Below are 24,998 nucleotides of genomic sequence, written 5' to 3'. Positions count from 1 at the left end.
ATCTAACCTCATTCTACCTACAATAAAGCGCTTGCAATATGGAGTTTCTATGAGTGAGCTTGTGTTTTCTTTAGGGTATATTCGGTAACGGCCAACCCTCTACTCCCACATGATCATTTTTGAAATAATTGCGACTTATACTGTCAATAAGATTCCCCTGCAGGATGATCCCTTTTCCAGCAAGAAGTCGAATGCCGTTCGTATTGCCAATCAGCGAATTTCCGATCAATTGAACGTCCTGCGGGTCGCCCGCTCCGATATCATTTGCTTTGCTGTCGCCGGGATCATGCTCAAGGGATACAGCCCAATAATTCGACGCAGTATTGTTGCGAATGATATTCTCCTTAATGATTGTACCTGGCCCGTTCAAAATCTGAATGCCTTTGGCGTCCTCTATATGAGTTGTATTTTCAATCACATTTCGCTCGATGACTGTATCCGGAGTGCCCATAGTTACATTGATTCCTTCTCTTGTATTACGAATCGTATTGTCATGGATATAGTTGCGCGGTCCTGACTTACTGTGATTGCTGGGTGCTGTACCCCCGGTGTTTCCCAGCCCGATCGCCGCGCCGTAGGGAATGTCACTAATCACATTGCCGTATATCTCGTTCAAATATTCGAGTTCTCCATGCAGATCGATGGCATCCAGCTTTGTATTCATAAACTGATTGTTTCGCAGAACATTGTTATGGGCAACAAATTGGATCAGCGCCCCATGCCGCAAATAAGGGCCTTCGAAATGGGAGTCCTCCACAACATTCCAAACCGTGTCGTTCTCATACCCGTTGCGGTCCTGTTTGGCCATGCCCTGAATCGACACACCATAGCCAGCACCGCCCGGACCTACATCTGTCGCATTTCGGAACGTGCTGCGGCGTACGACAATATCACGGCTGTTGTCGATACGCACACCCATACGTGAATACTTCTCTACAGTAACCCCATCAACCGTGATGTTGTATGACGGAACCTCACCAAAATTTGCAATGGTAATCATGCTGTCGGGACCACCTGCGTCCGGGTTGTTCACTTTATGATCCGTCGTGTAGACACCGTTCCAGGTAGAAGTCAATGTGAGGTTGGATATGGACAGATCATGCTGTCCGGATACTTTCATCAAGGTGCTGTTTTTTACCTTATTGAGAGATGTCTTGAGGATGGTTGTTGATTGATCCTCACCGCGAAGGTTTACACCTGACTTGAGCTTCAAATTGACAAGGGTATCCAATGTTGAGTTCAAATTATAAACCCCAGACGGCAAATAGACCTCATCGCCGGGCTCAGCACTGTTTATGGCAGCTTGAATAGCAATACCGTCATCTGTGTCGTTATCGGCGAGATCAGCATTATAGTCCAGCACATTCAAGAGGCGCCCAGTGGTAGTAGGTGAGGAATGAACCGGATGCACCGTACCATCAGGTTCAGTTAATCCGGGAGCTGTGAATGGGATCGGTTCCCGGGGTGGATTAGGCGTGTAATTCGGAATGCTGGCTACAGGTGTATCTCCATTTGCGAACGGCGCATAGATGTTTACCTCCGATAAACTTGTAAACGCGCTGCCATCAGAATTTCCAAGACCTACGATGCGCACATATCTTGCTTCTGTGTCAGGAAGATCGAAAGGTTGCATCTCTATCGTCCTGAACATACTTGCACCAGTCCATATCGTAGTCCAAGCCAAACCGTCATTTGAAGTTTCGATACTCAATTGAGCCGTGCGCGTATCACCTTTATAAACGGCAATACCTAAATAACTGATCTGCTTCTCTTCGCCTAAATCGTATTGGATCCACGGGCTTTTACCTGCAGCGGACCAACGGGTGAACAAGTTATTATCGATGGTATTCGTTGCGATATTGCCATCGCTGTCGCTAGCTGTCACGTTTGCAATCGCATAAGGAATGATGGGTTCTGTAAGCGTTGACCGGGTAAAAGCAAGCGGTACGGATGTATTGCCCGACTGATCCACCGCTTCAACCTTAAAGCTGTACGCCGTGCTAGGGCTAAGCCCAACGACTGTATACGTTGCATCGTTAACATTGGATAACAGGGTGTTATCCCGGTATACGCGATAGGAGGCGATACCTTGATTATCGCTGGCGGCCGGCCATGAAAGTTGAATGAACTCTGTACCTATATTGACAGCCTTCAGAGAACTTCCATCCGGCCAGGAAGGTTTCTCAAGGTCACTTGAAGGTTCAACCGCTTCTTGAACAACAAGCTGTGGACGGGGGTTGCTGTTGCCATTAGCTTCTTTCGAATAGACATTGAGGGAAATTCCAGTGCTTGCCGTATCACCAAGCAGAAAAGCGATATTACCGCCCGATGCGGACAATCTGTCTCTGACAAACTCGGACACATCGATGCTGTAAACCTGTGGAGCTCCTGATTTGTCTGCCGTTACGGTAAATTTCCCACTTAACGAAGCAATGGTCAGATCCGTGACAGGCGCATTGCTCCAAGTCAGCTCCGATTCAGTCCAATTTGTATCCTTTAGGCCGAATAACGAAAGTTCGAGGTCCGCATTGGATGAACCCTTTTTGGCAGCAACATTAAAAATATACCTGTTTGCAGGATTGCTATATGAAGAGACATCAAATTTAAAATACACATATTTCTTGTTCTCGGCGCCAGAAGAAATACTGAACAATCCATTGCTGCTGCCCGTCGCGCTATTGAAGTTTACAGTGGGCTTGCTGCTGTCGATGACTGCATCGTCGCTCGGTGTCAGACTGGCTAGATCGCGGTATACAACCTCATCATCAGATGTTGTTGCCGTTCGATTCTTTACATATTGATCCATAAAAGCCCAAGCCTCGGCGCTTGCTTGCTCAGCCGCTTCGCCTATAAAACCGTGACCTTGTTTAGGTACAATTTTGACATCGACCACTTTCACGCCTGCATCCTTCAATTGACTGGAGAACGTAATACTGTCCGTGTATGGGATCGTTGCATCCACATCCCCATGGCGGATGAAAAAAGGCGGATCGTCCGGTGATGCATAAGTGCCAGGCATGGCCAACCTTGCCTGGTCTGGCACAGAGAACGCGTCGTTCCCGCCTAAAAGCGCTTTCACGGATTTATAGCTATTAGCGAAATTTGTTGTAAAATCCGCTGGACCGTACAGATCGACAACGGCTTGCACTTGATCAGAATATTGCTGCCAACCGCCATTCCCCTCCAAATCCGGAACGTTTACGGTATGTCCAGTATCCAATGTGATTGTCTCGCCTGACTTGATGTCCCCAGTGGTACCGAGCAGTGAGGCCAGATGCCCCCCTGACGACGAACCCCATACACCGATCCGACTCGGGTCCAAATGGTATTCTGCCGAATGCGCGCGCAAGTAACGGATAGCAAGCTTCACATCCTGAATTTGCGCCGGGAATGGCGCTTCCGGGGTTAGGCGGTAATCCAGCGATACTCCGATATATCCTCGCTTGGTTACATAGTTGCAGATACTGGCAAGGGCTTGCTTCCGGTCCCCATGGTTCCAACCTCCGCCATGAATGTATACCATCACTGGCATCGGTGCATGAGGCGGGATCTTAGGTACGGCAATCGAAGTATAAATCGGCCGCGTTCCAGCGTTCCCAATCAGCACATCTTCATACAGCTTAACGCCTTCAGGAACCACAAACGGCTTAGGTTCAACCGGTGTAGGGATTGGCACCGGTGTCTCTGCGGGTGGTATTCCAGGAATCGCTTGAGCTTTGAGGGCGACACTATCGATGTACATATTCGCGCTCATCAATTCCCCCACACGGACCCGGATCTTGACGTTCGGGTTGTTGTCAGCTCCGCTGCCCAAGTTTTGGACTTTGAGTTGGTTCGGCTCACTGTTCTTTTGTTCCAGCGTCCCTGGGGGCAGCTTAAATTCCTCCAACGTTGTCCAATTTATCCCTCCGTCACCTGACCATTCTACGATGACGCTTCCTCCGATGTAGGAGGATGCCCGTGTATAATAACTCAATTGAAGATTGCGGTACCCCGTCGAATTCACTGGCAGCGCCAATGCATCCTTGCCATCGATTTTCACCAGATTCGGTACGGACGGGGCCGTGGACGAAACCGAAGTTTTCGCCATGCTGTTTCCTTCACCTTCCTGCAGCCAAGGCCCCGGAATGGTAACGCCACCGGTCGATCCAAAATTGTCAGGGTCATCGAAGTTTTCCTCGTAGAGCGTAACATAGTCATCGTTTATTCCGTCTGCATAAACTTTGGTAAGCGCTTGCATTTCTAAAGGCGAATATAACAAAGCCAACGCCAACAGTACTCTAATGCCCACTCGAAAAGCTTTCCTATATAGTCCGTTTCTCAAATGAATTCCTCCCTGACATGGTATAGGTAATCACAAGCATTATGGAGTTCAAACCTCTTTTGAGATGCAGCTTATTAATGTCGGGACAAAATTACACCGTCGTTATTGTTATAACGTTCTGTTGCTTCCTTGACGACGTCACTTCCCCCTTTCTGCAGCCATTCCTCCACCACCTTCGGATAGTCTGAGATCGGCTTTTTGCCGTATACCATATTGATCACATGCGTCAATATAACAGGCGGCAATTTATCTCCACCTGGAGTGATGTCCGGGTTTTTCTGATAGCCTTTTACTTGCGGTTCAAATTGAATCCCGTCGCGTCCCTCATTCGCAAGTACTGTGTCGTAGAGCTTCATCAAATCTTTTCCTTCGGGTGTGAGACTAAGCGCGCCTTTATTGTAGGTAGTATCCTGTACGAACCACAGCAGGATTTGACGGAACGTTTCCTCATCAGCTTCATCGGCTGTTTTCGGTCTGTTATAGTTAATATTTCCGTTCTCTACAGTGTAGTTTTCCCCTTCAATTCCGAAGGTAAAAAACTTTTCCGCTTCGTCACTAACCATCCAGTTGAAAAACTTGACGATCCCGGCAGGATCTTTCGCATCCTTGTTAATTAAATACGCTCGCGGCACCGTACCGACAAGACGAAGTCCCCCCTTACCGTCAGGTCCTGTGGGCGAGGCGATCAGCTTCATTTTACCAGTAGGCACCTGTTCTCTTAGCTGCTGATCCCATTGGATCAACAGGTTGGCATTCATGTTCCAGATACCCGCCTTGCCTGCAAGAATATCGTTCTTGAATTTCGTGGGATTAATTGTGACGAACTCTTTGTTTATCAGTCCTTCGTCGAACATTGTCTTGTACGTTTGGATCGTCTTTTGCATATTTTCGATATTCATAAATTTCGGGACAATTTGATCCCCTTGTTTCATAAAGAAATTGGCAAAGGTATCGTAAGATCCGAAGAACATATCCGAATATACAAAGTCCTCCCGGCCCATATAAGGATTCTCCACACCCATCTTCTTAAAAGCACGCATGACATTCAGGAAGTCATCGACTGTTTTAGGCTCTGGCAGCCCTGTTTGTTCCAAAAGATCCGCACGAATCCAAGTTGCCCGGCGTGACGGATTGGACAGCCATTCCGGAATCGCGTAGATATTACCTTTTGCATCGGTCTCCTTGTCCCATGCCTCCTTCGGAACTTTCTTGAGAAGATCTTGCCCATACTGCTCAAGCAATTCATTTAGGGGCATGAATACTCCGGCCTCCACGGAACCTGCCAACTGAGGGTTCGTCAGCCCAGAGCTTGCTTGCACGACATCCGGAATGTCGTTGATCGCGAACATTTGGATCATTTGGGAATCAAAATTTTTCTGCTGCATCAAACGGATGTTAAGATCTGTACTTGTAAGTTCCTCCAGCTTTTTGACCCATTTGTCATCATTGATATTCGGATGATTGTCTGCATACGAAATGTTTCCGCTCCGGAACGATATGGAGAAAGCAGTGGTTTTTTCTGGACTCTCCCCAGCTTGCTCTTCTCCCCCCTTATTAGAAGAGGAACATCCATTCATAGAGGCGGCTAATAATGAAACTCCCACCATGGTAAGCATCCAACGCTTCATTTCCATCAACTCCCTATTACAAAATTTGGGACACGGCACTAGAATGACTAGAAGTTCGGAGGGGCTCGATCATGGGCCGCAACAGTTTTGCTAAATGCTCGCTCATTAGCGTGTGTCCATAATCGGAAGGATGAATCAGATCGGAGGTCAGCGAGGTAAGATCGCGCATGACTGATGCGCCATCCAGCAGATGTAGTTGTGGATGTTTATTGCTCTCACAGTAACGAAGCAGCACTTCGTTAAAAATCCCCTCTTGGACATGAAGAAGATGGCCTGCATCAAGAAAATACGTTGCACGATTCGGATAAATCGTAGTAACAAACACAGGTTTGTCAGGATGATTTTCGATAACCCGGTCCAGCATGTAAGACACTCTACGCTTGAATTCCTCGGGAGACACTACAGCACGCATATTGACACCAAGTTCCAGAAACAGAAAATCCCAATCCTCACGTTCAGCCAGATGATCGGCAACTACGTCCTCGCAATAACAAGATCCGCTAAGCGCAAGATTTAGCACATCCACACCAAGTCTGCGCGCTGTCTGCTGTAAGTAACCATTGAAATGATGCGTGGATCCCGCGCTCTGGCTGATGGAAGATCCATAGGCGAGCATCGTAAGCTTCGGTACCTCATCCGGTCTAGGCGCACGTGCTTCACAACCAAAAGCATCCACATCGTAGAAAACAGCTCCGAAACGATCAAAATGCAAACGCCATACGTTAGAGGAAAATCCAGACTGATTCAGCCGCTTACTTGATACCTCTGTAAAACGTTCCGGCTCCTCCAAGTGCAGAGTGGTTACCGTACCCGCCTGCAAAAAATGCTGAGAATGAAAAAAATCCCCTCTGCATACCACAACTCGGCCGTTACTATCATTCGATCCGACAGTGACCCTAACATGCTTGGATTCGGTGACAAACCGCAATTCGCAGCCGTTCGATTGTATAGCTTTGGTTCTTCCTTTCTCTGACAAGCCATTGCGCACATGCTGTGGAAAACGCTGGAGATGCAATCCAGATTGATAGGGTTTATGAACCAGCTCCGAAACATTGTGAAAATAAACGCCTTCCTTTTCCATCTTTGCAGCTACACCACCTTAATAATAATGAGTTCGTGTTAACTCATATCTGACTTCTATTGCATCATATAATAATAATAAAAGTATAGTCAACATGTTTTTATGAGTCATATATGAGTCAATTATTGTGCGACAAACAAATACTTCAGCATAACAAAAAGCACAGGTTCAGAATTGAACCTGTGCCGGAATTTTCGAAAAAACTTTCAGCCCTCAAGAGTGCTGAGTCTCCTGATTTACCGTATTCAATATCTCCTCAAGCCTGCGGCATAACTCGTCGTTGTCCAGTAGGCCTGATACAAACATCATGATATCGCGTTGAATCTCTTTCAACTGGAGGTTGCTTAAACCCAGCTCTGTAACCAGACGATAGGTAGGGAAGATCTCACGGTAAAGCTGAAAACGGGCCGGACGATAACCCACTTCCTCACCTTCCCAATCCATCACCAAACGGTTGGCTGCAATATTCAGTGTCTTGCGCCTAATGATCAGTTGCGCCTCGTGTGAGGTGAGAAAATCAACGAGTAGCATGGATGCATCCTTGTTCTGTGATTTGCTGTTAACCGCCAGTCCATTTATAATCAGCAGCGTATCAGCATTTTGCAGCCGAGGCAATGGAGCAATATCGAATGCCAAATCGGATTGACGCAATTGATTCAAGAAATAATAGGTCGTCATTATCATGGACACTTTGCCTTGCAAGAACAAGGCTTCCGCATCCGCATCGCTCTCGGACAATACGGCTGGAAATACATCCTTCATGCCTATCAGCTTTCGGATGGTTCCTAAACTGTCGAGTAGCTTTGAGCCACTGAACCGGTATTTGCCTTCGTCATCCTGTTCTGCCGCAAACGTTGTGCCGCTTTGAAGCAGGAACAACGGCCACCGGTTACGAGAAGGCAAATAAAAATAAAAACCGTACCAGTCATGACCTTCTGCTACCTTTCGACCATTAGCGAACAAATCGTCCCAGGTCCAGCTACTGTCGGGTGGTGATACGCCGGCTTCCTTAAAGTGCTGTTTATTATAACAAAGCACAACTGGAGAATAAATGAAGGGGCGAACGCGATTACGGTCACCGTACCGGAACGGGTCGGAAAGAAAACGATACGTGTCCGGCTGTTCCTCCATCGGCTCCAGCAGCTCTGTACAGCCTTGCTCCAAAAAATCCTGGTAATTGTTATTATTCAACAGTACGACATCCATGATTTCCGATTGCAAATATTCTTTCAAAGATGTTGAGTAGTTTCCTGAAGACAACTCGAGCGGCTGAACGTCGATATGCGGATAGCGTTTGCCGAACTCATTCAGTAACTCTTGCATCTCTACAAGCTTGGGGATGGTGTTCACATATCCGAACTTGATCGTCGTTCTGCCTTCCTCTACCGGAGGGATGACCCGATTGCCAACACGCGGAATTTTCTCAATTAAGCCTTCATCCACCAGCACCTTGAGCCCGTTGCGCACAGAAGCGTTACTAAGTCCGAAACGCACCTCTAAGTCGCTTTCTGAAGGAAGATAACTGCCGATCGCTATACTTCCCGAACGAATTTCATGTCGCAAGGTTTGAATCATTTCCTCTAGCCTAATCCTGAAAAATTTTCTGCTATTCCTTTTCTGCATTGGGTTTCCTCGCCATCTTCCGATTAATCGAGCCCATAGGGACAAGTTTATATAGTATTCATCATACTGAAATCCTTTGGGAACGACAAGTATTCGGAGTCTGGCCCCATATAGCGTATGTTCTGCACCAACGGTGTCATACAGGACAGTCAATACACCGTAATCCTCTTAATACCCCATATAACTCTCCAAACCGGCTGGATCTATAATGATCATTTGCTTGTTTCCGATTAGCTCAATAAGACCTGAATCTTCGAACCTTGAGAATTTTCTGCTAATAGTTTCGCGGGTGACCCCAACATAACTGGCCAGCTCTTCACGAGACAACGGAAGGTCAATATGAATATGAGCGCCACGCTGCTTACCATATTTGTCGCTGAGTTCCATGATCATATAAGCAATTCGTATTTCGGGATCTTTGGTCGCCAGGCTTTGCGCCAGATTTTCCGTATGGGCTAGTCTTTTGGTCACACTCTTCAGTAGCCTGAGCGAAATATCCGGATTATCCCTCATCAGCTGCTCCATATCCGTTCGGGTCAGCATGCAAATGTTAGTGTCTTTCAGAGCATAAGCACTGAAGTTACTCAGCTCATCGCTGTTAAAAATGCTCAGTTCCCCGAAAAAGTCTCCATTCGTCAAGATGTGCAAAATTTGTTCCTTGCCCTCAGGAGTTGTTTTAGATAATTTAACATGCCCTCGCTGAATAATGTACAACGTATCTGACGGCGCCCCTTCCAGAATTAAAGGTTGACCTTTAGTAAACTTACGATGCTTGATCATAGCACTGATCCGGGAGAGATCGTCATCGCTTAACGCAGCAAAAATAGGCACCTTGCGGGTACAAGGTTCAGCAGCGTATTGGCAAGAATACTCCTTCATAACTGTCCCCCCTGTTGTTCATTTTTTTTGTACAACTTTTACTTTCCTTTAGGATACAAAAGTTTTTTTGTCTTCAACCGCTGCAAAATGACTGGTATCTTCACCGCATACCGGACAGACCCAATCTTCAGGCAAGTCTTCAAATGCGGTGCCTGCAACAACATCCTCATCGGGATCGCCTAATGCCGGATCATAGATATAACCACAGGGTAGACAAATGTATTTTTTCATCTTTATCATCTCCTAAAAAGTTAATAGTTTAGTTCAACCTGGTTTGTACTTCAGCCATAATCTCCTCGATGCTGCTCCCGTTAACAACGATCCCCTCAAGGGGGATGCCTTGCTCTACAGCGGTTTTATACCCCAGTGAAGCAGCTGCTCCTTGCCAGGATATCGCACCAATCATTGTGTTATCTTTCACATAGATTCGCGTATACGCCCCATTTTCTTCTCCGCTTACCACCGTATCGCAATACCGTTCATCCACGTTGCCTATCGAAAATAAAGAGATGCCAAAGGCGTTAAATAAGGTAACCGGAACAGCTCTACGATACGCAGTCAGATTGGCAACCATATTACTGCCGGCAATCCGGCCCTGCTCAATCGCTCCGCCCCACAGTCCTTCCACATGCCCGTTAACTTCAGCCACATCTCCGGCTGCGTACACATGTGGATCATTTGTTTGCATTTGTTCATTTACGATAATGCCCTGCCGGACTTGAATACTCGAGCCACTTACCAGTTCCGTATTCGGTACAATACCAATGGAGTAGACCACATGGTCACAGGAAAAATGAGATTGGTCGTCCAGCGTAATTCCGGTAACAAACTCTGTTCCTGTAATAGACGCCACATCTGCTTGAAGAATAACCTTCACACCTGCTTGTTCAAGGTTCTCCTTAAGTAGCTGTGAGGATTTCTCATCAAGCTGTCTGCCCATCAACCGGTGAAAAGCTTCGCTCACCGTTACCTGATATCCAGCTACATGCAGCGCCCAAGCGGTTTCGATTCCCTGCACTCCACCACCGATTACGGCTACATGGCTGCCATCCTGCAGGTTTTCTTTCAATCTGTCCGCGTCGTTCATGTCCCGGAGGGTATGGACATTGTTCAGGCCGGAGCCCTCAAGGGAAAGTTCACGATTCTTCGCTCCCATACACAGTAAAAGCTTATGATAAGAAACACTCTGCCCATCTTCTGTCACAACAATTTGCCGGTCCGGGTGGACAGAACGGATTCGGGTCGAGGTTTTTACGGATATACGGTTATCGCGGTACCACTTTTCCTTTTTAATCAGCACCTTCTCACTGTGCAGGTCGGTAAACAGCCCTTTAGTCAGCTTAATCCGGTTATAGGGCAGTTGGCTTTCCTCCCCGAGGATCGAAATTTCCGAATCTGCGTCTTGATCACGGATGGCTTTGGCGGCATGGACGGCGGCTACTCCGCCGCCAACAATAACGTAATGTTTTGTCATCCTATGCTCCCCTCCCTAAAATGAACTCAGCAGCAAATCCGATACAAATTCAGCCGCATTTTTAATTTTTTGAACTTTCTCAGGCTCTTTCGGGGAAAACCTGATTCGTACAGGGAACTCTACATGTGTCATCCCCGTGGATTTAATAACCTCAGATGTGCTTTGCACCGTCATGTTTGTTCCATTCAGATAATCCTGAATGACTTCAATGGCTTCACCACTCCAACCGTAGGAGCCAAAGGCTGCAGCAAGTTTGCCTTCCAGATTCATATTGTGCAATTCTTTCAGAATGTTCTCCAGATTCCCAATCATGTCCGCGTATTTAGTGGAGCTGCCAATAAAGACCGCGTCAGCTGACGTTATGCTGTTCAGAATATCGGTGGCACTGCTTGTATCTGCATCCCAGACCTCTGTCTCAATATTATTTTCCTGCAAGCAATCCTGTATAATTTTGGCCATCTTCTTGGTACTGTTTTTGATGGTGGTATAAACGATGGTTGCCTTTTTTCCTTGCGTCGTTTCGCGGCTCAATGTGGCGTACATCTCGATATATTTACGTATGTCCTCCCGGATCACAAACCCATGGGAAGGAGCGATCATCCGGATCTCAAGATCCTTAACAGCCTCTAACAGTGTTCTTACATATCTTCTATGAGGATGTATAATAGCTGCGTAATAGCCCTGGAAATCTTCCGTAATATCAAACCCGGCTTCATCGCTGAATAGATTCTCCACCGCAACATGCGTGCTGAAAATATCACAAGGAAATAAGATTTGATCTTCGATACAATAGGTTATCATCGTTTCGGCGGTATGGAGATACGGTGTTTCTTTAAACAGCAGCGTTTTCCCGCCAATATCCAGCTTGTCTCCGTCTTTAACCACCAGGAAGTTCCGGCTATGAAGCTTGTACATTTCCTGCAATTCTGGAACAGCAATCTCGGTGCATACGATCGTGGCATTTGCAGCCTTGGCAGCGAGAGCTGCCAGTCCACCAGAGTGATCAGGCTCTGTATGATTAATTACAATGTAATGAATATCTAGAAGATCAATCATTTCACCCAGGCACTCGGCATATTCACGTCCGAATTCCATATCTACGGTATCAATGACAGTTGGCTTACCTGTTTTTAATAAATAAGAATTATAGGTAGTTCCTTTTGCCAGAATCAGGCGGTGAAATGGAACCTGGCGGTTATCGATTTTGCCTATCCAGTAAGTATCCTCGGCGATTTTTTTGAATTGTGTACTCATTTCTTTAACCTCCAATGTTTGATTGATAATGTTTATCAACAACCTTATTTTATTATGGTTGCCAAACAAAAAAGAGGATTTGAATCAAATTATAAAAGTTTGAAAAAAAATGAATACCTTAAATTTAGACGATCTAAATAAAGTGATTATGCGTTGGGTCACATTTTAAATAAAAAGCCACAAAAATGTTTGCACTTCGCCTTAAAGAAAGAATAACCCATAACAACTTTATGCCATATCCTAATGAAAATAATAAAAAGGTGGATATCCATGACTGAAATACAAATAGCTGCTGTGGGAGATCTAATGATCAAACGTTATATTATTTCGGATGCTAAGCAGCCTGACGGAACCTATTCGTTCAGCCCCCTGTTTGCAAAAGTAGCTCCTTATCTAAAACAGGCTGATTTGACAATTGGCAATCTCGAAACTACCTTTGCTGGAAGTGGCCCCGAATGCCGGAAAAGCCCACGTTCAGGCGGTCCGATATTCAAATGTCCAGACGAACTGGCCCCTGCACTTAAGCAAGCCGGATTCGACGTATTAGTAACGGCCAACAATCATTGCATGGATTATGGTGCCCCGGGTCTGGTTCGGACGTTACGAGTTCTAGACCGTAATGGAATCGACCACACGGGAACAGCTAAATCATTAGAAGAATCCAAGAGAACGCTTATTAAAAACGTCAAAGGAATTACGATCGGCATCCTCTCCTACACAGCAGGAACCAACCGAATTCCTGTACCAGTGAGTAAGCCATGGCTGGTTAACCGGATATCTACGCCCAAAATCATTCGGGAGATTCGAGATTTAAAAAAGAAAGTCGATCTAGTCTTGCTTTATCTGCATTTCGGAAGCGAATACCGTTACACTCCAAACAAGAGGCAAAAAGAGCTGGTCAATCTCTTCTTTAAAAATGGCGCCGACATCATACTGGGGTCTCACCCACATGTTCTACAACCGTTAGCGCTTCGTGGAAAAAAACAATTCGTTATTTACTCATTGGGGAATTTTGTTTCGACTAAACTAATGAATATTCCTTATACACAAAGCGGTATCATTCTTACGCTTAAAATAAAGAAGGATGAAAAAGGACACACGAGTATAACTAACGTAGGTTACATCCCGACTTGTGTAGATCGAAGAATAAAAAGCGGCAGGAAAATTACAGAGATCATCCCCATCCGCGACGCATTAAAGAAAAGCGACACCGACATAAAAACAGAACGGCGAAATCTCATGAATCGAATGTTGAAACATACGACAACAATCTTAAAGAGGGAATAGAGTCGTTACAGAAAAATAACGTTCCGCGGAATTACCGCGGAACGTTATAGATTTAGCGCTCAAAACCGTGTTTGGGTTTAGCGTAAACGATCAGGCATCATTAATTTAAGGAATTCTAGAATACCATTCTCTACTACGAGTTCTTCTCTATCTTGATCAGCAAGTACTCTTCTGATGATATCTTCATTACCCTCCAGCACTTTACTTGTCCAATGAGGATCAATGATAAGAGAACGTCCTACTGCTACTAATTCAGCATTTGTCAACGTGTCCTCTGCGTCCTGTTTGGTACGGATATCTCCGACCCCAATTAAAGGTACACGGCCATTGATTTTCTCATGTACATATTGCAGGATTGATTTTTCTTTAAAATCTTCTGATGCAGATACTTTTTTAAAATCCCCTAATGAAATATGCAGATAATCCAGCTTTTTATCAGCTAATTTATCAATAAGATAAAAGGTGTCTGTGATTTTAATGCCAGGCTCTTCATATTCTTCTGGAGAAAAACGATAACCGACAATAAAATCCTTAACCTTTGAATTGTCAACGACAGCAATAACTGCATCCACTAATTGGTTAATGAAATTAAATCTTTTCTCTAAGCTTCCGCCCCATTGATCTTCACGACGGTTGGAGTGTGGAGAGAAGAATTGTTGGACTAAATATGTGTTTGCTCCATGAATTTCTACCCCATCGAATCCAGCTTGAATAGCACGTTGAGTCGCTTTTTTAAAATCCTCAATTACACCGAAAATTTCATCTTCTGTTAATGCTCTTGGAATTTCTGCATTCAGACGTTCGGCAGCAATGGCGCTGGAGGAAACGGGTTGTACGCCACGCAATATTTTTGAATCTGTCATTCTTCCTGCATGGAAAAGCTGTAAAATAGCTTTTGTTCCATTTCGTTTAATAGTAGATGCTAATCGGCTAAGGCTAGGAATAAATTGATCGGAGGAAACACTAAGTTCACCTTCCCATCCTTTTCCACCCTCCTGTACATTTGCTGCCGCAGTGATGACCGCACCTACTTCGCCCGTTCTTAGCGAATAGTATTTCAATTCATCTTGTGTTACTACACCGTCATAAAAGCTCATTCGGGTGGTCATTGGAGCCATAACCACTCGGTTTTTTAATGTCAGTCCTCTGCGAAAAGTTAATGCTGTGTCTAGTGCTATCATCTTTTTCCCAACTTTCATTAAATTATATTTAGATAAAATATTATATACATGCGCATACATATAAATTACAGCAATGATTTATTCTTGTCAACTAATAAAGAACTGCTGTTGAATACAACAAAAAGCGCTGTTCAGCGGAACAGCGCTTTTTGCTCGATATGAATCGTCCTTATTATTCTAGTTCGGCCGGTTTTACAATGGCTGTACCTTTATTATTCTTGGAATATTTAGCTTCGATTTTCGTGGTGTATGTATCTTTGGCTCCGTCACTTACCAGCACATAACTCAGATCGACTGTCAGCTTTTCCGTTTGCCAGGTCTTAGTATTGACGAATAATTTCCACGTTACGCTTTTGGGTTGAACTGTCTCACCATCCCAGAGGTTCTCCTGGTCATAGAGTTTGATTATCCCCTTAGCTGCTGTCGGATCGGTTACCGTGAATTGTAAGACCGTTTGTGCGCCAGCCGTGCTGACTTTCATGGATTTTTTATAACTTTTGACCGAATCAAGCATGGAAACAGGATCGTATTGGCCTTTAGAGTAAAAGGCATCCCATTCCGTTTTCTCCAGTCCAAGCCAATACTGTGCATCAGGATCGATCGGCTCCCCGTCATCGTCGTAACCTTCATCTTCAGATTCATCGATCAGTTCACTTCCGTCTACAAGATAGTAAAACTCCTTGTCATTGGCATATAGACTGTACGATGTTTCTAAAAGACTACTAGCGACAGTGCCTGCTGCGGCAAAATTCGGCAGACGGTTGATATCCAGCTTCAGAGTGTTGGTGTTGCTGATACGCACCCCGCCGCTTTGAATATCCTGTTTTTTGGTCACATCCAGATGGAAATTCTTTATTGCTTTGGAGGCTGCCGTTACTTTGCTGATCATCTGATCCGCGGTTACTACTGTTGAGGTAGCTGCAGACACTACTCCTGGATTAGACATCCATCCGATCGTTCCGGACAGCAATAAAGCACCTACTGCCAAACTAGTACCTATTGTTTTGAAAAAACTGTTCATGTACTTCCCCTTTCGGCCCCTTGCGATAATGTAACGCCGTATAGGTCGAAATAATAAAAGAGCTCAAAATAGACTACATATTCTTAGAGCTATCCTTTATGCTTCATAAGACATCCCTATGGCGGCCTGGCGATCATTTCCTTCTGTCGAAAGGCTTTAGACCCATGGCTTTGTGTCATCATCTTTCGATGATTTTACCTTTAACGCGGACATTCAATTAGTTTTAATAGATTAGGGACGCATGTCCCACCGCTAATTTTATCATGGTTATAATTACCTGTAAACGACTTATCTTCCATTCGAATTCGCTATGATACTCAGAAGAAATACTAAAGTTTTGCATTTTTCCAATTCGTCCAAGTTTTCCAGATATCTGAGGTTCAGCTGAGTTATACTATCAATCCGTTTCGGTATATCACTATGCTATGATAAGTATGTTTTTTAGTTTCTCTATCCATCCAAACATTTTCTTAATATATAACTCTTATAATTATTTTAGTTTTCTTAGAAAGGATGATTTTCATGGTTAATATCCTTGTTGTCGAGGATGATATAAAGCTTAATCAAATTATCTGCACCTATCTTTGCAATAATGGATACGACGCTAAAGGGTGTTTAAACCCACGAGAAGCATATGATTTGATGTATAACAGCCTGTATGACCTTATCATCTCAGACGTTATGATGCCAGAGATTGACGGCTTTGAATTTGCGGAAACGGTTAGGGCTATTAACAAAACGATCCCCCTTCTTTTTGTTACCGCTCGTGATGATATTTCCTCAAAACAAAAAGGGTTTCGCGCTGGAATTGATGATTACATGGTCAAACCGGTCAATATGGACGAACTGGTAATGCGTGTGGGCGCTTTACTTCGACGTGCAAATATTGCCCACGAAAAAAAACTGAGGGTAGGAAGTCTTATGATGGACGCGGATGATATGACAGCAACGGTAAACGATGAGGAAATCCCTGTGACGGTACGGGAATTCAACATACTCTACAAAATGCTTTCCTACCCCAAACATACCTTTTCCCGTGCCCAGCTAATGGACGAGTTCTGGGGCATTGGCAGCGAAACCAGCCTGCGTGCCGTAGATGTATACATCGTCAAACTTCGCGACAAGTTCTCTTGTTGTGTGGACTTCAAGATCATGACAGTGCATGGGCTTGGCTACAAGGCAGTGCTGCAATGAGTAAGAGGCAGGAGCAGCATGCCCGGTTCAAGTCCAAGCGTTTTTCATGGAAAGAGTTTTTGTGGACCTTTATTGTGCTGTCCACGCTAACAGCAGGTCAAGCACTTATATACGACGCCTACATTTCAGTAGAACGCGTTCCAACTCAATACATCTTTGGAATCACTGGATATTGGATCATTGTTGCCTTCATTTTTTGCCTTGTCACCGCACGGCAAAAGTACATCGCCTTTGATAAACCCATGCGTAAACTCAGCGAGGCGGCAAACCAGGTAGCAGAGGGAGATTTTTCAGTCTATCTTGAGCCGCTTCACAGAGCGGATAAAAAGGATTATGTAGACGTGATGTTCGAGGATTTTAATAAGATGGTTGAAGAACTGGGCAGTATTGAAACCCTCAAAAATGATTTTATATCGAATGTATCCCATGAGATTAAAACACCATTATCCGTCATTCATAGTTACGCAATGGCATTGCAAACTGTTGATTTGTCGCCAAAACTTCGAACGGAATATACTGAAACTATCATTTCGGCCTCCCAAAAATTAACGACACTGGTGATCAATATTCTGAAGCTAAACAAATTGGACAATCAGGAGATTAATCACGTTGCAGAGCCCTATGATCTGTGCAGGCAGCTATGCGACTGCGCCCTTACTTTTGAAAATTATTGGGAAGAAAAGAACATCGAATTTGTGGCGGATATAGAGGACCGTGCTATCATTCATGCCGACGAAAGCATGCTAGAGATCGTATGGCTTAATCTCCTCTCCAATGCTTTGAAATTCACACCCCCTGGCGGTAGCATCACCTTATCGCAGACTTCAGATGAAGATACAATTACGGTTATGGTATCAGATACTGGCTGCGGAATGGACGAGGAGACGATGAAACATATTTTCGATAAATTCTATCAAGGCGATACTTCTCACTCCGGGGAGGGTAACGGCCTTGGTCTTGCTCTTTCACTGCGTGTTATTGAACTAGTCGGTGGAACCATATCTGTTAAGAGTGAGCTACGCAAGGGCACGACATTCACAGTCCAATTAAAAGCTGAGAAATAAGTAATTCCCTTAAACCATAATTCATTATCTTGATAAGATCAAAAAAAGCAGTCTGAATTCGCAAAACGAATTCAGACTGCTTTTTTCATTAAACAGAAATACACCTCAATTCCAGTTCATTACGATTCTTCAATTAATATTTTATAAACAATTTGCAAGCAATTCATAAATATATCGACGGTAAAATGATCACATCAGGTGAGGCAGCAATTGTTCGACAAATTAACTTTTTAAAATAAAGGAGAAATTATCATGAGTGAGATCACAAGAAATGAATCTAATTTTATCGGCTATGAGTACAAAGATATTACAGTAAAACGCAAAATGGAGTCGGTATATACAGACGGATATAACAATTTTGGCTGGGCGCTGGAAGGTACTTCAACCTCAGTTCAGAATGTTGGTTCCGTAACCATAAAGTTCAAGCGGGACCGCAAGATCCGTAATAAAGTTGAACTGACCCGCCTGCAACGCCAGTTTGACGCCGCTGTTGCCGAAATTGAGACACTGGAGAGTTCCAAAGTCATCGGTGCTTCTGTGGTTGCCTATGTTATTGGTGTTATTGGAACATCGTTTATGGCTGGTTCTGTATTTGCTAATCAAGCTGACATGCTGCCGCTTTCTATAATTCTAGCAGTCCCCGGTTTCGTAGGCTGGATCATCCCATATTTTCTCTTCAGCAGTATCAGCAAGAAAAAAACGAACAAGGTAGCGCCTCTGATCGATCAGAAGTTTGACAAGATTTACGAGGTGTGTGAAAAAGCTAATGCTCTACTAGGAAAGTAAGACACTGATACGAGATTCTGAAGACCCATTACAACATGAAGGGAGGAGATAAATATTAAGGATTTACTTGACCGCAACCTGTTAGATTATCAAGACCGAGCTGCCGTAACAAACGTTGCTTCACTTATTATTAATGCTTTGATGGGCATCGGCAAGTTGATCCTCGGTCTCTATCTCCTTTCCGGATGGTTCATCATAAACGCGTTGTATTACTTAATCCTTTGTGCCGCAAGAGGTCAGGCACTGTATAAATATACAGTGGCCAAGAATACCGAGGACCCCGAACAAAGATATAATATAGAATTTCATGTCTATCAGCGAAGTGGTGCTTTCCTTTGTCTTCTAGGAATCACTTATCTGTTAGTCTGTATGAGGATGTACTTTGTCGGTGATGTGATAATATTCAGAGGTTACATTGTTTATCTGGTAGCAACTATTGCTTTCTCCAAGCTTGGGTTTGCCATTTACGGAACTATGGCTAACCGGCATCTGAAAGGTCCTATTGTCTCTACGCTGAAAATAATTAGCTTTATAGATGCAATGGTTTCCATTGTGGTGACTCAATACACTCTGCTTTTGATGGAAAAATCCGCTAATGCAATCAGCTCCAGCGCATTGTTCGGGATGGGATGCAGTGTTTTATTTTTTCTTCTAGGGATTTACATGCTGCTAAAAAAGAAAAAGATTCCACTTCCAGAGGGTGTACAACAAAGTGAAGTAACGTGAAATTGAAACCCCAAAAATGATCAGTGAGACAATGATTAGTGAGACTGAGCCTCACATGAGGAGTGAATAAGGAATGGTTAGAGAGTTTATTGTCCTGTTTGTTGGCTATCTCATCCTCAGAGAGTACTTTAATCATGCCTAGTGTTTGCAACCTTTGTGATTGCTAATAATTAATATCTGTGTAAGAAAAACAACTCGTTTATTAATGAGTTGTTTATTTGTTTACAGTGAAACGGAAGCCTTCACTAAGTGAGGAGGCCTGCAATTTCTGCTGGGAAATCGAGAAAAAACCGTTCCTTGGTAAAATACCGAGAAACGGCCACAGTTTATAGCTACCTTAAATAGTTCTACTTCGACCTATTCTCAATCAGTTGCTGCAACCGAATACTTGAGCTGTTGATACTGCCGATAAATTCGTAAATGATATCGATATTTTTCTCCTGTTCCTGAGTCGTTGCCAGCATCTCTTCCGTTGCCGCAGCATGCTTTTGGGAGATATCAGAGATATTCTCAACTTGTACGCTCACTTGTGAAAAGATTACACTCACATGATCGGTCATATCCAGTTCGTTTGCTATGAATCGATCAATACGCTCAAATGCAGTCTTAATGCTGTCGAAGCTTTCGAGTACTTGCCCGCTGATCGTCTCTCCTTCTTTAACAGCGATAATACCATTATTCGCCTTCTCAACTACAAGCTGCGTCTTACTTTTGATATTGTTAATAATTCCGTCGATTTGCTTAACTGTATTTAAGCATTGCTGAGCTAGTTTTTGGATTTCTTTGGCTACGACAGCAAACCCCGCACCGGCATCTCCAGCCCTTGCGGCTTCAATATTAGCGTTTAAAGCTAGCAGATTAGTTTGATCAGAAATCTGGTTGATCGCACCCAGGAAAGTATTTACATCATCCATGCTTTGGTTTAATTCCTCGACTGTGGTCAATGAGTCCGTTACCGCTGTGTTGATAATGTTCATTTGTTCGCCCATTTGATGAATCCTGTCTGAGCTTTGGCGGACTACTTGACCAGTAGCTTCCGAGGTGCCGGCCAGACTTTGGGACAACTGGTTGATTTCGGACATCTTCCTATCTGCCTCATGCATCATTCCGCTGATATGAGTGATGCTTTCCGACTGGTCTATAATTCCTTCCGCTACTTCCTGGATATTCGCAGTTATCGTATCGCTGATATCCTTTAAAACTCCGATATCGTTATTGCAATGCGCGATATCGACATTTAACCCGGATGTGTTTTCATGAATAACACTGACCATTTTATCCATCGCCGCCAAAAGCTCTTGGGCTTCGGCCTCTTTGCGAAGAGATAACTGGATCAAATCGGAACTTCGTTTACAAACAAAGTATAAAGCCACAATAGTCAGTTCAATAAAACCTATGGTCATAAAGAAGGTTGTATCGAATTGATGATGTTCTGAATAATAGATTACGAAATACGAAAGATTATACATCCCGCCAAAACCATAAAGCAAAGCTTTGTTTAAATACAAGGAAACCACGCAGAGTACAACCACGATCAACATTCCCGCACCGGGCGATTCTATGTATGGAATGGTACATGTCAAAATGGCAACTACTAAAATGACTGTGGTCTGAAGCTGATATTTCTTTTTGAAAATAAAAAATGTGACAAACAGCAGTTCCAGCAAAAGTGAGAAAACCACCTCCACTCTTACCTGATCGCCACCAAGAAAAAAACAAAATCCGATCAAAGCAAACCATAAAATACTTACAATAATTTTGTTGACTTTTGCTGCGTAGGCCTTCAAAAAACTATCATTCATTAACATTCCTCCAAGCATTCTGTGCTGTAGTCTGTTTATCTGATGCTGCTCTATTATCTTTTACAGATGTTAAATAAATGTTAAACAAGTCGTGGTTATTAGAATTAATATCTCATTAACAAGTGCCTAACAACTCAGCAACATTTTAAGTACACACTGAGGATGTTGCTTGAGAAGTTGCGACACAGAATTGGTGGCGTTATGCCTATAAGAGGACCAGCAACTGATTGTAAATAAAGATTTGAAAGGATGTAGTGGAGTGAGTAGAGAGAGAGAAGTAAACATCAGTACCTTAAGAAAAGGACCCATTTTGTTCGTAATGATTTTCGGCGCCTTTCTTGCGACGTTGAATCAGACGGTAATGGGTGTTGCCATGCCAGAATTAATGAATGATTTCAATATTTCTGCTGCAACCGCTCAGTGGCTAACAACTGGTTACATGCTGGTGAACGGTGTGTTGATCCCGATTACAGCTTATTTAATGCAGCGTTTCACTACCCGCCAGCTTTTCCAGACTTCCATGTTCATTTTCCTGACTGGAACGATCGTTGCGGCCATCGCGGCAAGCTTCCCGGTTCTGTTGACAGGACGTTTGATTCAGGCAACCGGCGCAGGGATTATCATGCCACTGCTCATCAATGTCATTTTAACGCTATTCCCTCCTGAAAAAAGAGGTGCTGCCATGGGCACGGTCGGATTGGCCATCATTTTTGCCCCTGCGATCGGACCTACTCTGGCCGGATATGTTTTGGAACATTACAGTTGGGAAACCATGTTCTATGGAATAATTCCACCCACTGTCGTTGTTATTGTCTGCGGATTTATATATTTGAAAAATGTATCGAAACGCTCCTATCCCAAGCTTGATATGATTAGTGTCGCCCTATCCACTATCGGATTTGGATCTTTGCTTTATGGGTTCAGCCGGGCTGGCAGCGCGGGGTGGACGAGTGCGGAGGTGCTCTTGGCTCTTGGTGCGGGCACCCTATCCCTTGGTTTATTTATTTGGCGGCAGCTGGCTTCTCACAACCCGCTTCTTGATCTCCGGGCCTTCAAATACAATATGTTCTCCTTAACCACCGTTATAAGCATCGCAGTTACAATCGTGATGTATGCAGATATGATTTTGCTTCCTCTGTACCTTCAGAGTGCCCGCGGCTATTCGGCTATGGAGTCGGGCTTGCTTCTGCTTCCCGGCTCGCTTGTGATGGGACTACTCATGCCAGTCACCGGAAAGCTGTTCGACCGGTTCGGGGCAAAATGGCTTGCCATCATCGGTCTGCTAATAACAATCTCCACGACTCTAAGCTTTATTAACTTAACGGACTCAACTAGCTACATCTATCTGGTTTTCATGTCAACAGGCCGGCAGATCGGAATGGCAATGTTCCTTATGCCTATACAAACTGCAGGATTAAATCAATTGCCGGCTAAGCTTAATGCACACGGAACCGCCATTTCCAATACCGTAAAACAAGTCGCCGGCGCTATAGGTACTTCTTTGCTTGTAACTATCATGATGAGCCGTACCGCGACTCATATGCAGCAGCTGATGGCGACAAATGTCGCAAAGAGTGCAACACAGGATCACATGATGATGGAAGCTACCATCCAGGGCATCAATGATGCCTACCTCGTTATTGTAGGAATTGGCATCCTTGGTTTACTACTTTCCTTCTTCATCAAACAAGTTGGACCTTCAACCGGGAAGAAGTCCGAAATAAAGTTAAAAAAAATTATCGCCAAAAAAGCCTGAGTTAAAGTATATTACGTAAAAAAAGCATAAAACGGATTCAAGTCCGCTTTATGCTTTCCTTTTACATTTATTTTACAAATCCTAAAAACTTAAGATAAACAATATTTAACCAGCGCATCTCGCACACCATGCTCGTTGTTTGACCCCGTGACAGCATTCGCTGCCGCTTTGACTTCAACCGGAGAATTATCCATAGCAACGCCCATACCCGCGTATGTAAGCATAGAAATATCATTAAAATAATTACCAATCGAAAGAACTTCCTCTTGCGGAATTCCCAGCTTCACAGCCAGATTCTTTAAGGCGTTGCCCTTGGAGGCTTCCGGATGCATCAAGTCAACGAAAAATTCACCACTCCGCAAAATATTGTACTCATGGGTCCAAGTACGCCATTCACGTTCAGCTTCGTCAAGGATTTCTGGTTGTGTAAATACAGTAAACTTAACAACCGGTTCACGGAAATCTTCCCATGCTGGCAGTGTAGCCGGTGCAATACGGAAGTGTTCATACATATAATTAGCTTCTTTGGTGAGGTTTTCTACATTATCTACATACATATCAAAAGCCGTATTCACATCATAATGAATATCATGCTTTCTACAATAATCAATATAAGGGTCAAGACCACGAGCATCCATACCATATTGATGAAGTACTTCCCGATCTTTCACACGAACTGTAGCAGCTCCGTTATGACCCAGCACATAACCAGACAACCCCATTTCCTCCATAAAAGGAATCGAGTTCTGCGGACTGCGGCCGGTACATAACACGATTTGCCCGCCAAGACGCGTAACCTCAGCAATGGCTTCTTTATTCTCAGTGCTCAAGTGGTGATCATCATTCAACAGTGTACCATCCACATCTAGTGCAATCAGTTTGTATCTCATACTCCCACCATCCTTGTCTTTCTTTTTCTATATATATTGAACCTGGCTATTTGAGTTAAGTTTCAGTCGCAACTGCGGTGAATATTTGGACTTCCAGCCGCTGTTGTTTCCAGATTTCTTGATTTATACCGTTTAATAGTGGTTGAAATCCGGAAACAAAGGCGGTCGCTATCGCTCTTACAGTTCCAAATTTCCCCTCCGTCACTCCATTCCCTTATCCCAAGTTTCCAAATTCAATTTATATACCATTTTTTCTATATATTATTGTTCTGGTGCTTCTGTACTTAAGAGTGCCAGTTCCTCTAGCGTAAGTTCCCGGCTAGCTCCCAGTGGCAGACTTTCGTCCAGCCTCAATTCTCCCATAGATACTCGTTTCAGAAAAGTGACTTTTTTGCCGACAGCTTGGAACATTCGCTTCACCTGGTGAAACTTTCCTTCTGTGATGATCAGCGAAATATGTGAGATTACTTTACTGCCACGTTCTCTTCCCAATATAGTTAGCTGTGCAGGTAAAGTAACATATCCATCTTCCAGCTCGACACCTGCCGCAAAAGCCGCTACATCGTCTGCATCTACGTCTCCCTCAACTGTAGCTTCATAAGTCTTAGGGACATGCTTGCGTGGCGATAGTAGTTCGTGGGCAAGCTTTCCATCATTGGTGAGCAGAAGCAGCCCTACTGTGTCCTTATCTAACCTTCCTACAGGAAAAGGTTCAAACTGTACATATTCCTGCTTTAAAAGATCCAGAACAGTCCGATCCCGCTTGTCCTCTGTTGCCGACAGAACTCCCGGTGGCTTATTCATCATAAGATAAATAAATTCACGATAGGTAACAAGCTCGCCGCCAACCACAATTTTATCGTGATAAGGGTCTACATGAAATCCACTATCCTTGACGACTGCACCATTCACGGTAATTAAACCTTGCTTGGCTTGTTTACGAATATCGCTGCGTGATCCTACCCCCATATGGGACAATACTTTATCTAAACGCTGCTTTTTTGCAGTTTTCCCTGATAGGCTCATTC

The 24,998-nt window shown here is 44.1% G+C and carries 19 protein-coding genes and 1 riboswitch; of the genes, 6 read left to right on the top strand and 13 right to left on the bottom strand.

The window, feature by feature from the left end; translation table 11 throughout:
* Window positions 1–70: 70 nt before the first annotated feature.
* The 8 genes from PODO_RS29990 to PODO_RS10180 all read right to left on the bottom strand — a co-directional run bounded on the left by PODO_RS29990 (window position 71) and on the right by PODO_RS10180 (window position 12,263).
* Window positions 71–4,324 carry an alpha/beta hydrolase fold domain-containing protein gene (locus PODO_RS29990; protein WP_052096942.1) on the bottom strand — a complete coding sequence of 1,418 codons (4,254 nt, stop codon included), beginning with the start codon at window positions 4,322–4,324 and terminating at the stop codon, window positions 71–73.
* Between the two features lie 74 nt (window positions 4,325–4,398).
* Window positions 4,399–5,952 carry an extracellular solute-binding protein gene (locus PODO_RS10210; protein ID WP_038569863.1) on the bottom strand — a complete coding sequence of 518 codons (1,554 nt, stop codon included), beginning with the start codon at window positions 5,950–5,952 and terminating at the stop codon, window positions 4,399–4,401.
* A 16-nt stretch (window positions 5,953–5,968) separates the two neighbouring features.
* A complete protein-coding gene (locus tag PODO_RS10205; protein WP_038569861.1) occupies window positions 5,969–7,033 on the bottom strand; it encodes an SGNH/GDSL hydrolase family protein in 1,065 nt (354 codons plus the stop codon).
* Between the two features lie 213 nt (window positions 7,034–7,246).
* Window positions 7,247–8,608, bottom strand: coding sequence for an extracellular solute-binding protein (locus PODO_RS10200; protein WP_052096940.1), 1,362 nt, complete (start codon window positions 8,606–8,608; stop codon window positions 7,247–7,249).
* 216 nt (window positions 8,609–8,824) lie between these two features.
* On the bottom strand, window positions 8,825–9,535 hold the full coding sequence (locus PODO_RS10195) for a Crp/Fnr family transcriptional regulator (RefSeq protein ID WP_052096938.1): 711 nt from the start codon (window positions 9,533–9,535) through the stop codon (window positions 8,825–8,827).
* A gap of 48 nt (window positions 9,536–9,583) precedes the next feature.
* Entirely contained in the window at window positions 9,584–9,766 is a 183-nt protein-coding gene (rd, locus tag PODO_RS10190) for a rubredoxin (RefSeq protein WP_038569857.1), read from the bottom strand.
* Window positions 9,767–9,794: 28 nt separating this feature from the next.
* Entirely contained in the window at window positions 9,795–11,009 is a 1,215-nt protein-coding gene (locus tag PODO_RS10185) for an NAD(P)/FAD-dependent oxidoreductase (RefSeq protein WP_038569855.1), read from the bottom strand.
* Between the two features lie 15 nt (window positions 11,010–11,024).
* Window positions 11,025–12,263 (bottom strand): FprA family A-type flavoprotein, encoded by a 1,239-nt coding sequence (locus PODO_RS10180; protein ID WP_038569852.1) that lies wholly within the window; start codon window positions 12,261–12,263, stop codon window positions 11,025–11,027.
* Window positions 12,264–12,533: 270 nt separating this feature from the next.
* On the opposite strand from PODO_RS10180, the gene PODO_RS10175 reads away from it, so the two are divergent.
* Complete coding sequence (locus PODO_RS10175) at window positions 12,534–13,550, top strand: CapA family protein (protein ID WP_052096937.1); 1,017 nt, start codon at window positions 12,534–12,536, stop codon at window positions 13,548–13,550.
* A 77-nt stretch (window positions 13,551–13,627) separates the two neighbouring features.
* Here PODO_RS10175 and PODO_RS10170 read toward each other — a convergent pair whose 3' ends face one another.
* Together PODO_RS10170 and PODO_RS10165 are read right to left on the bottom strand one after the other, a co-directional pair.
* On the bottom strand, window positions 13,628–14,791 hold the full coding sequence (locus PODO_RS10170; protein WP_244886460.1) for an NADH-dependent flavin oxidoreductase: 1,164 nt from the start codon (window positions 14,789–14,791) through the stop codon (window positions 13,628–13,630).
* A 112-nt stretch (window positions 14,792–14,903) separates the two neighbouring features.
* Entirely contained in the window at window positions 14,904–15,752 is an 849-nt protein-coding gene (locus PODO_RS10165) for a DUF6612 family protein (protein WP_036689342.1), read from the bottom strand.
* 117 nt (window positions 15,753–15,869) lie between these two features.
* A riboswitch (cyclic di-GMP riboswitch) is annotated at window positions 15,870–15,961 on the bottom strand.
* A 313-nt stretch (window positions 15,962–16,274) separates the two neighbouring features.
* Here PODO_RS10165 and PODO_RS10160 point away from each other — a divergent pair.
* The 4 genes from PODO_RS10160 to PODO_RS29985 all read left to right on the top strand — a co-directional run bounded on the left by PODO_RS10160 (window position 16,275) and on the right by PODO_RS29985 (window position 19,522).
* Window positions 16,275–16,946: a response regulator transcription factor gene (locus tag PODO_RS10160; protein WP_038569850.1), complete on the top strand. Its 672-nt coding sequence runs from the start codon at window positions 16,275–16,277 to the stop codon at window positions 16,944–16,946.
* Entirely contained in the window at window positions 16,943–18,010 is a 1,068-nt protein-coding gene (locus tag PODO_RS10155; RefSeq protein ID WP_038569848.1) for a HAMP domain-containing sensor histidine kinase, read from the top strand. Before PODO_RS10160 ends, PODO_RS10155 begins: the two co-directional genes overlap by 4 nt.
* Before the next feature lie 252 nt (window positions 18,011–18,262).
* Complete coding sequence (locus tag PODO_RS10150; RefSeq protein WP_038569845.1) at window positions 18,263–18,796, top strand: hypothetical protein; 534 nt, start codon at window positions 18,263–18,265, stop codon at window positions 18,794–18,796.
* A gap of 141 nt (window positions 18,797–18,937) precedes the next feature.
* Complete coding sequence (locus tag PODO_RS29985; RefSeq protein WP_052096935.1) at window positions 18,938–19,522, top strand: hypothetical protein; 585 nt, start codon at window positions 18,938–18,940, stop codon at window positions 19,520–19,522.
* A 347-nt stretch (window positions 19,523–19,869) separates the two neighbouring features.
* On the opposite strand, the gene PODO_RS10140 is transcribed toward PODO_RS29985, so the two are convergent.
* On the bottom strand, window positions 19,870–21,324 hold the full coding sequence (locus tag PODO_RS10140) for a methyl-accepting chemotaxis protein (RefSeq protein ID WP_038569844.1): 1,455 nt from the start codon (window positions 21,322–21,324) through the stop codon (window positions 19,870–19,872).
* Window positions 21,325–21,643: 319 nt separating this feature from the next.
* On the opposite strand from PODO_RS10140, the gene PODO_RS10135 reads away from it, so the two are divergent.
* A complete protein-coding gene (locus PODO_RS10135; protein WP_143763719.1) occupies window positions 21,644–23,080 on the top strand; it encodes a DHA2 family efflux MFS transporter permease subunit in 1,437 nt (478 codons plus the stop codon).
* Between the two features lie 89 nt (window positions 23,081–23,169).
* On the opposite strand, the gene PODO_RS10130 is transcribed toward PODO_RS10135, so the two are convergent.
* Complete coding sequence (locus PODO_RS10130; protein WP_038569839.1) at window positions 23,170–23,970, bottom strand: Cof-type HAD-IIB family hydrolase; 801 nt, start codon at window positions 23,968–23,970, stop codon at window positions 23,170–23,172.
* 261 nt (window positions 23,971–24,231) lie between these two features.
* Window positions 24,232–24,996 carry a pseudouridine synthase gene (locus tag PODO_RS10125; RefSeq protein ID WP_038569838.1) on the bottom strand — a complete coding sequence of 255 codons (765 nt, stop codon included), beginning with the start codon at window positions 24,994–24,996 and terminating at the stop codon, window positions 24,232–24,234.
* Window positions 24,997–24,998: the final 2 nt, after the last annotated feature.

It is taken from the genome of Paenibacillus odorifer, from assembly GCF_000758725.1.
Taxonomy (GTDB): Bacteria; Bacillota; Bacilli; order Paenibacillales; family Paenibacillaceae; genus Paenibacillus_AQ; species Paenibacillus_AQ odorifer.
This window is presented reverse-complemented; position numbering and strand designations above follow the sequence as displayed.

Coding starts and splice junctions, on each gene's coding strand:
- PODO_RS10210 (WP_038569863.1), bottom strand. CDS start 5,952: ATGAAGCGTTGGATGCTTACCATGGTGGGAGTTTCATTATTAGCCGCC.
- PODO_RS10135 (WP_143763719.1), top strand. CDS start 21,644: ATGATTTTCGGCGCCTTTCTTGCGACGTTGAATCAGACGGTAATGGGT.
- PODO_RS10195 (WP_052096938.1), bottom strand. CDS start 9,535: ATGAAGGAGTATTCTTGCCAATACGCTGCTGAACCTTGTACCCGCAAG.
- PODO_RS10165 (WP_036689342.1), bottom strand. CDS start 15,752: ATGAACAGTTTTTTCAAAACAATAGGTACTAGTTTGGCAGTAGGTGCT.
- PODO_RS10140 (WP_038569844.1), bottom strand. CDS start 21,324: ATGAATGATAGTTTTTTGAAGGCCTACGCAGCAAAAGTCAACAAAATT.
- PODO_RS10130 (WP_038569839.1), bottom strand. CDS start 23,970: ATGAGATACAAACTGATTGCACTAGATGTGGATGGTACACTGTTGAAT.
- rd (WP_038569857.1), bottom strand. CDS start 9,766: ATGAAAAAATACATTTGTCTACCCTGTGGTTATATCTATGATCCGGCA.
- PODO_RS10125 (WP_038569838.1), bottom strand. CDS start 24,996: ATGAGCCTATCAGGGAAAACTGCAAAAAAGCAGCGTTTAGATAAAGTA.
- PODO_RS29985 (WP_052096935.1), top strand. CDS start 18,938: ATGGGCATCGGCAAGTTGATCCTCGGTCTCTATCTCCTTTCCGGATGG.
- PODO_RS10200 (WP_052096940.1), bottom strand. CDS start 8,608: ATGATTCAAACCTTGCGACATGAAATTCGTTCGGGAAGTATAGCGATC.
- PODO_RS10150 (WP_038569845.1), top strand. CDS start 18,263: ATGAGTGAGATCACAAGAAATGAATCTAATTTTATCGGCTATGAGTAC.
- PODO_RS10180 (WP_038569852.1), bottom strand. CDS start 12,263: ATGAGTACACAATTCAAAAAAATCGCCGAGGATACTTACTGGATAGGC.
- PODO_RS10185 (WP_038569855.1), bottom strand. CDS start 11,009: ATGACAAAACATTACGTTATTGTTGGCGGCGGAGTAGCCGCCGTCCAT.
- PODO_RS10175 (WP_052096937.1), top strand. CDS start 12,534: ATGACTGAAATACAAATAGCTGCTGTGGGAGATCTAATGATCAAACGT.
- PODO_RS10155 (WP_038569848.1), top strand. CDS start 16,943: ATGAGTAAGAGGCAGGAGCAGCATGCCCGGTTCAAGTCCAAGCGTTTT.
- PODO_RS10160 (WP_038569850.1), top strand. CDS start 16,275: ATGGTTAATATCCTTGTTGTCGAGGATGATATAAAGCTTAATCAAATT.
- PODO_RS10205 (WP_038569861.1), bottom strand. CDS start 7,033: ATGGAAAAGGAAGGCGTTTATTTTCACAATGTTTCGGAGCTGGTTCAT.
- PODO_RS10170 (WP_244886460.1), bottom strand. CDS start 14,791: ATGTATGCGCATGTATATAATATTTTATCTAAATATAATTTAATGAAA.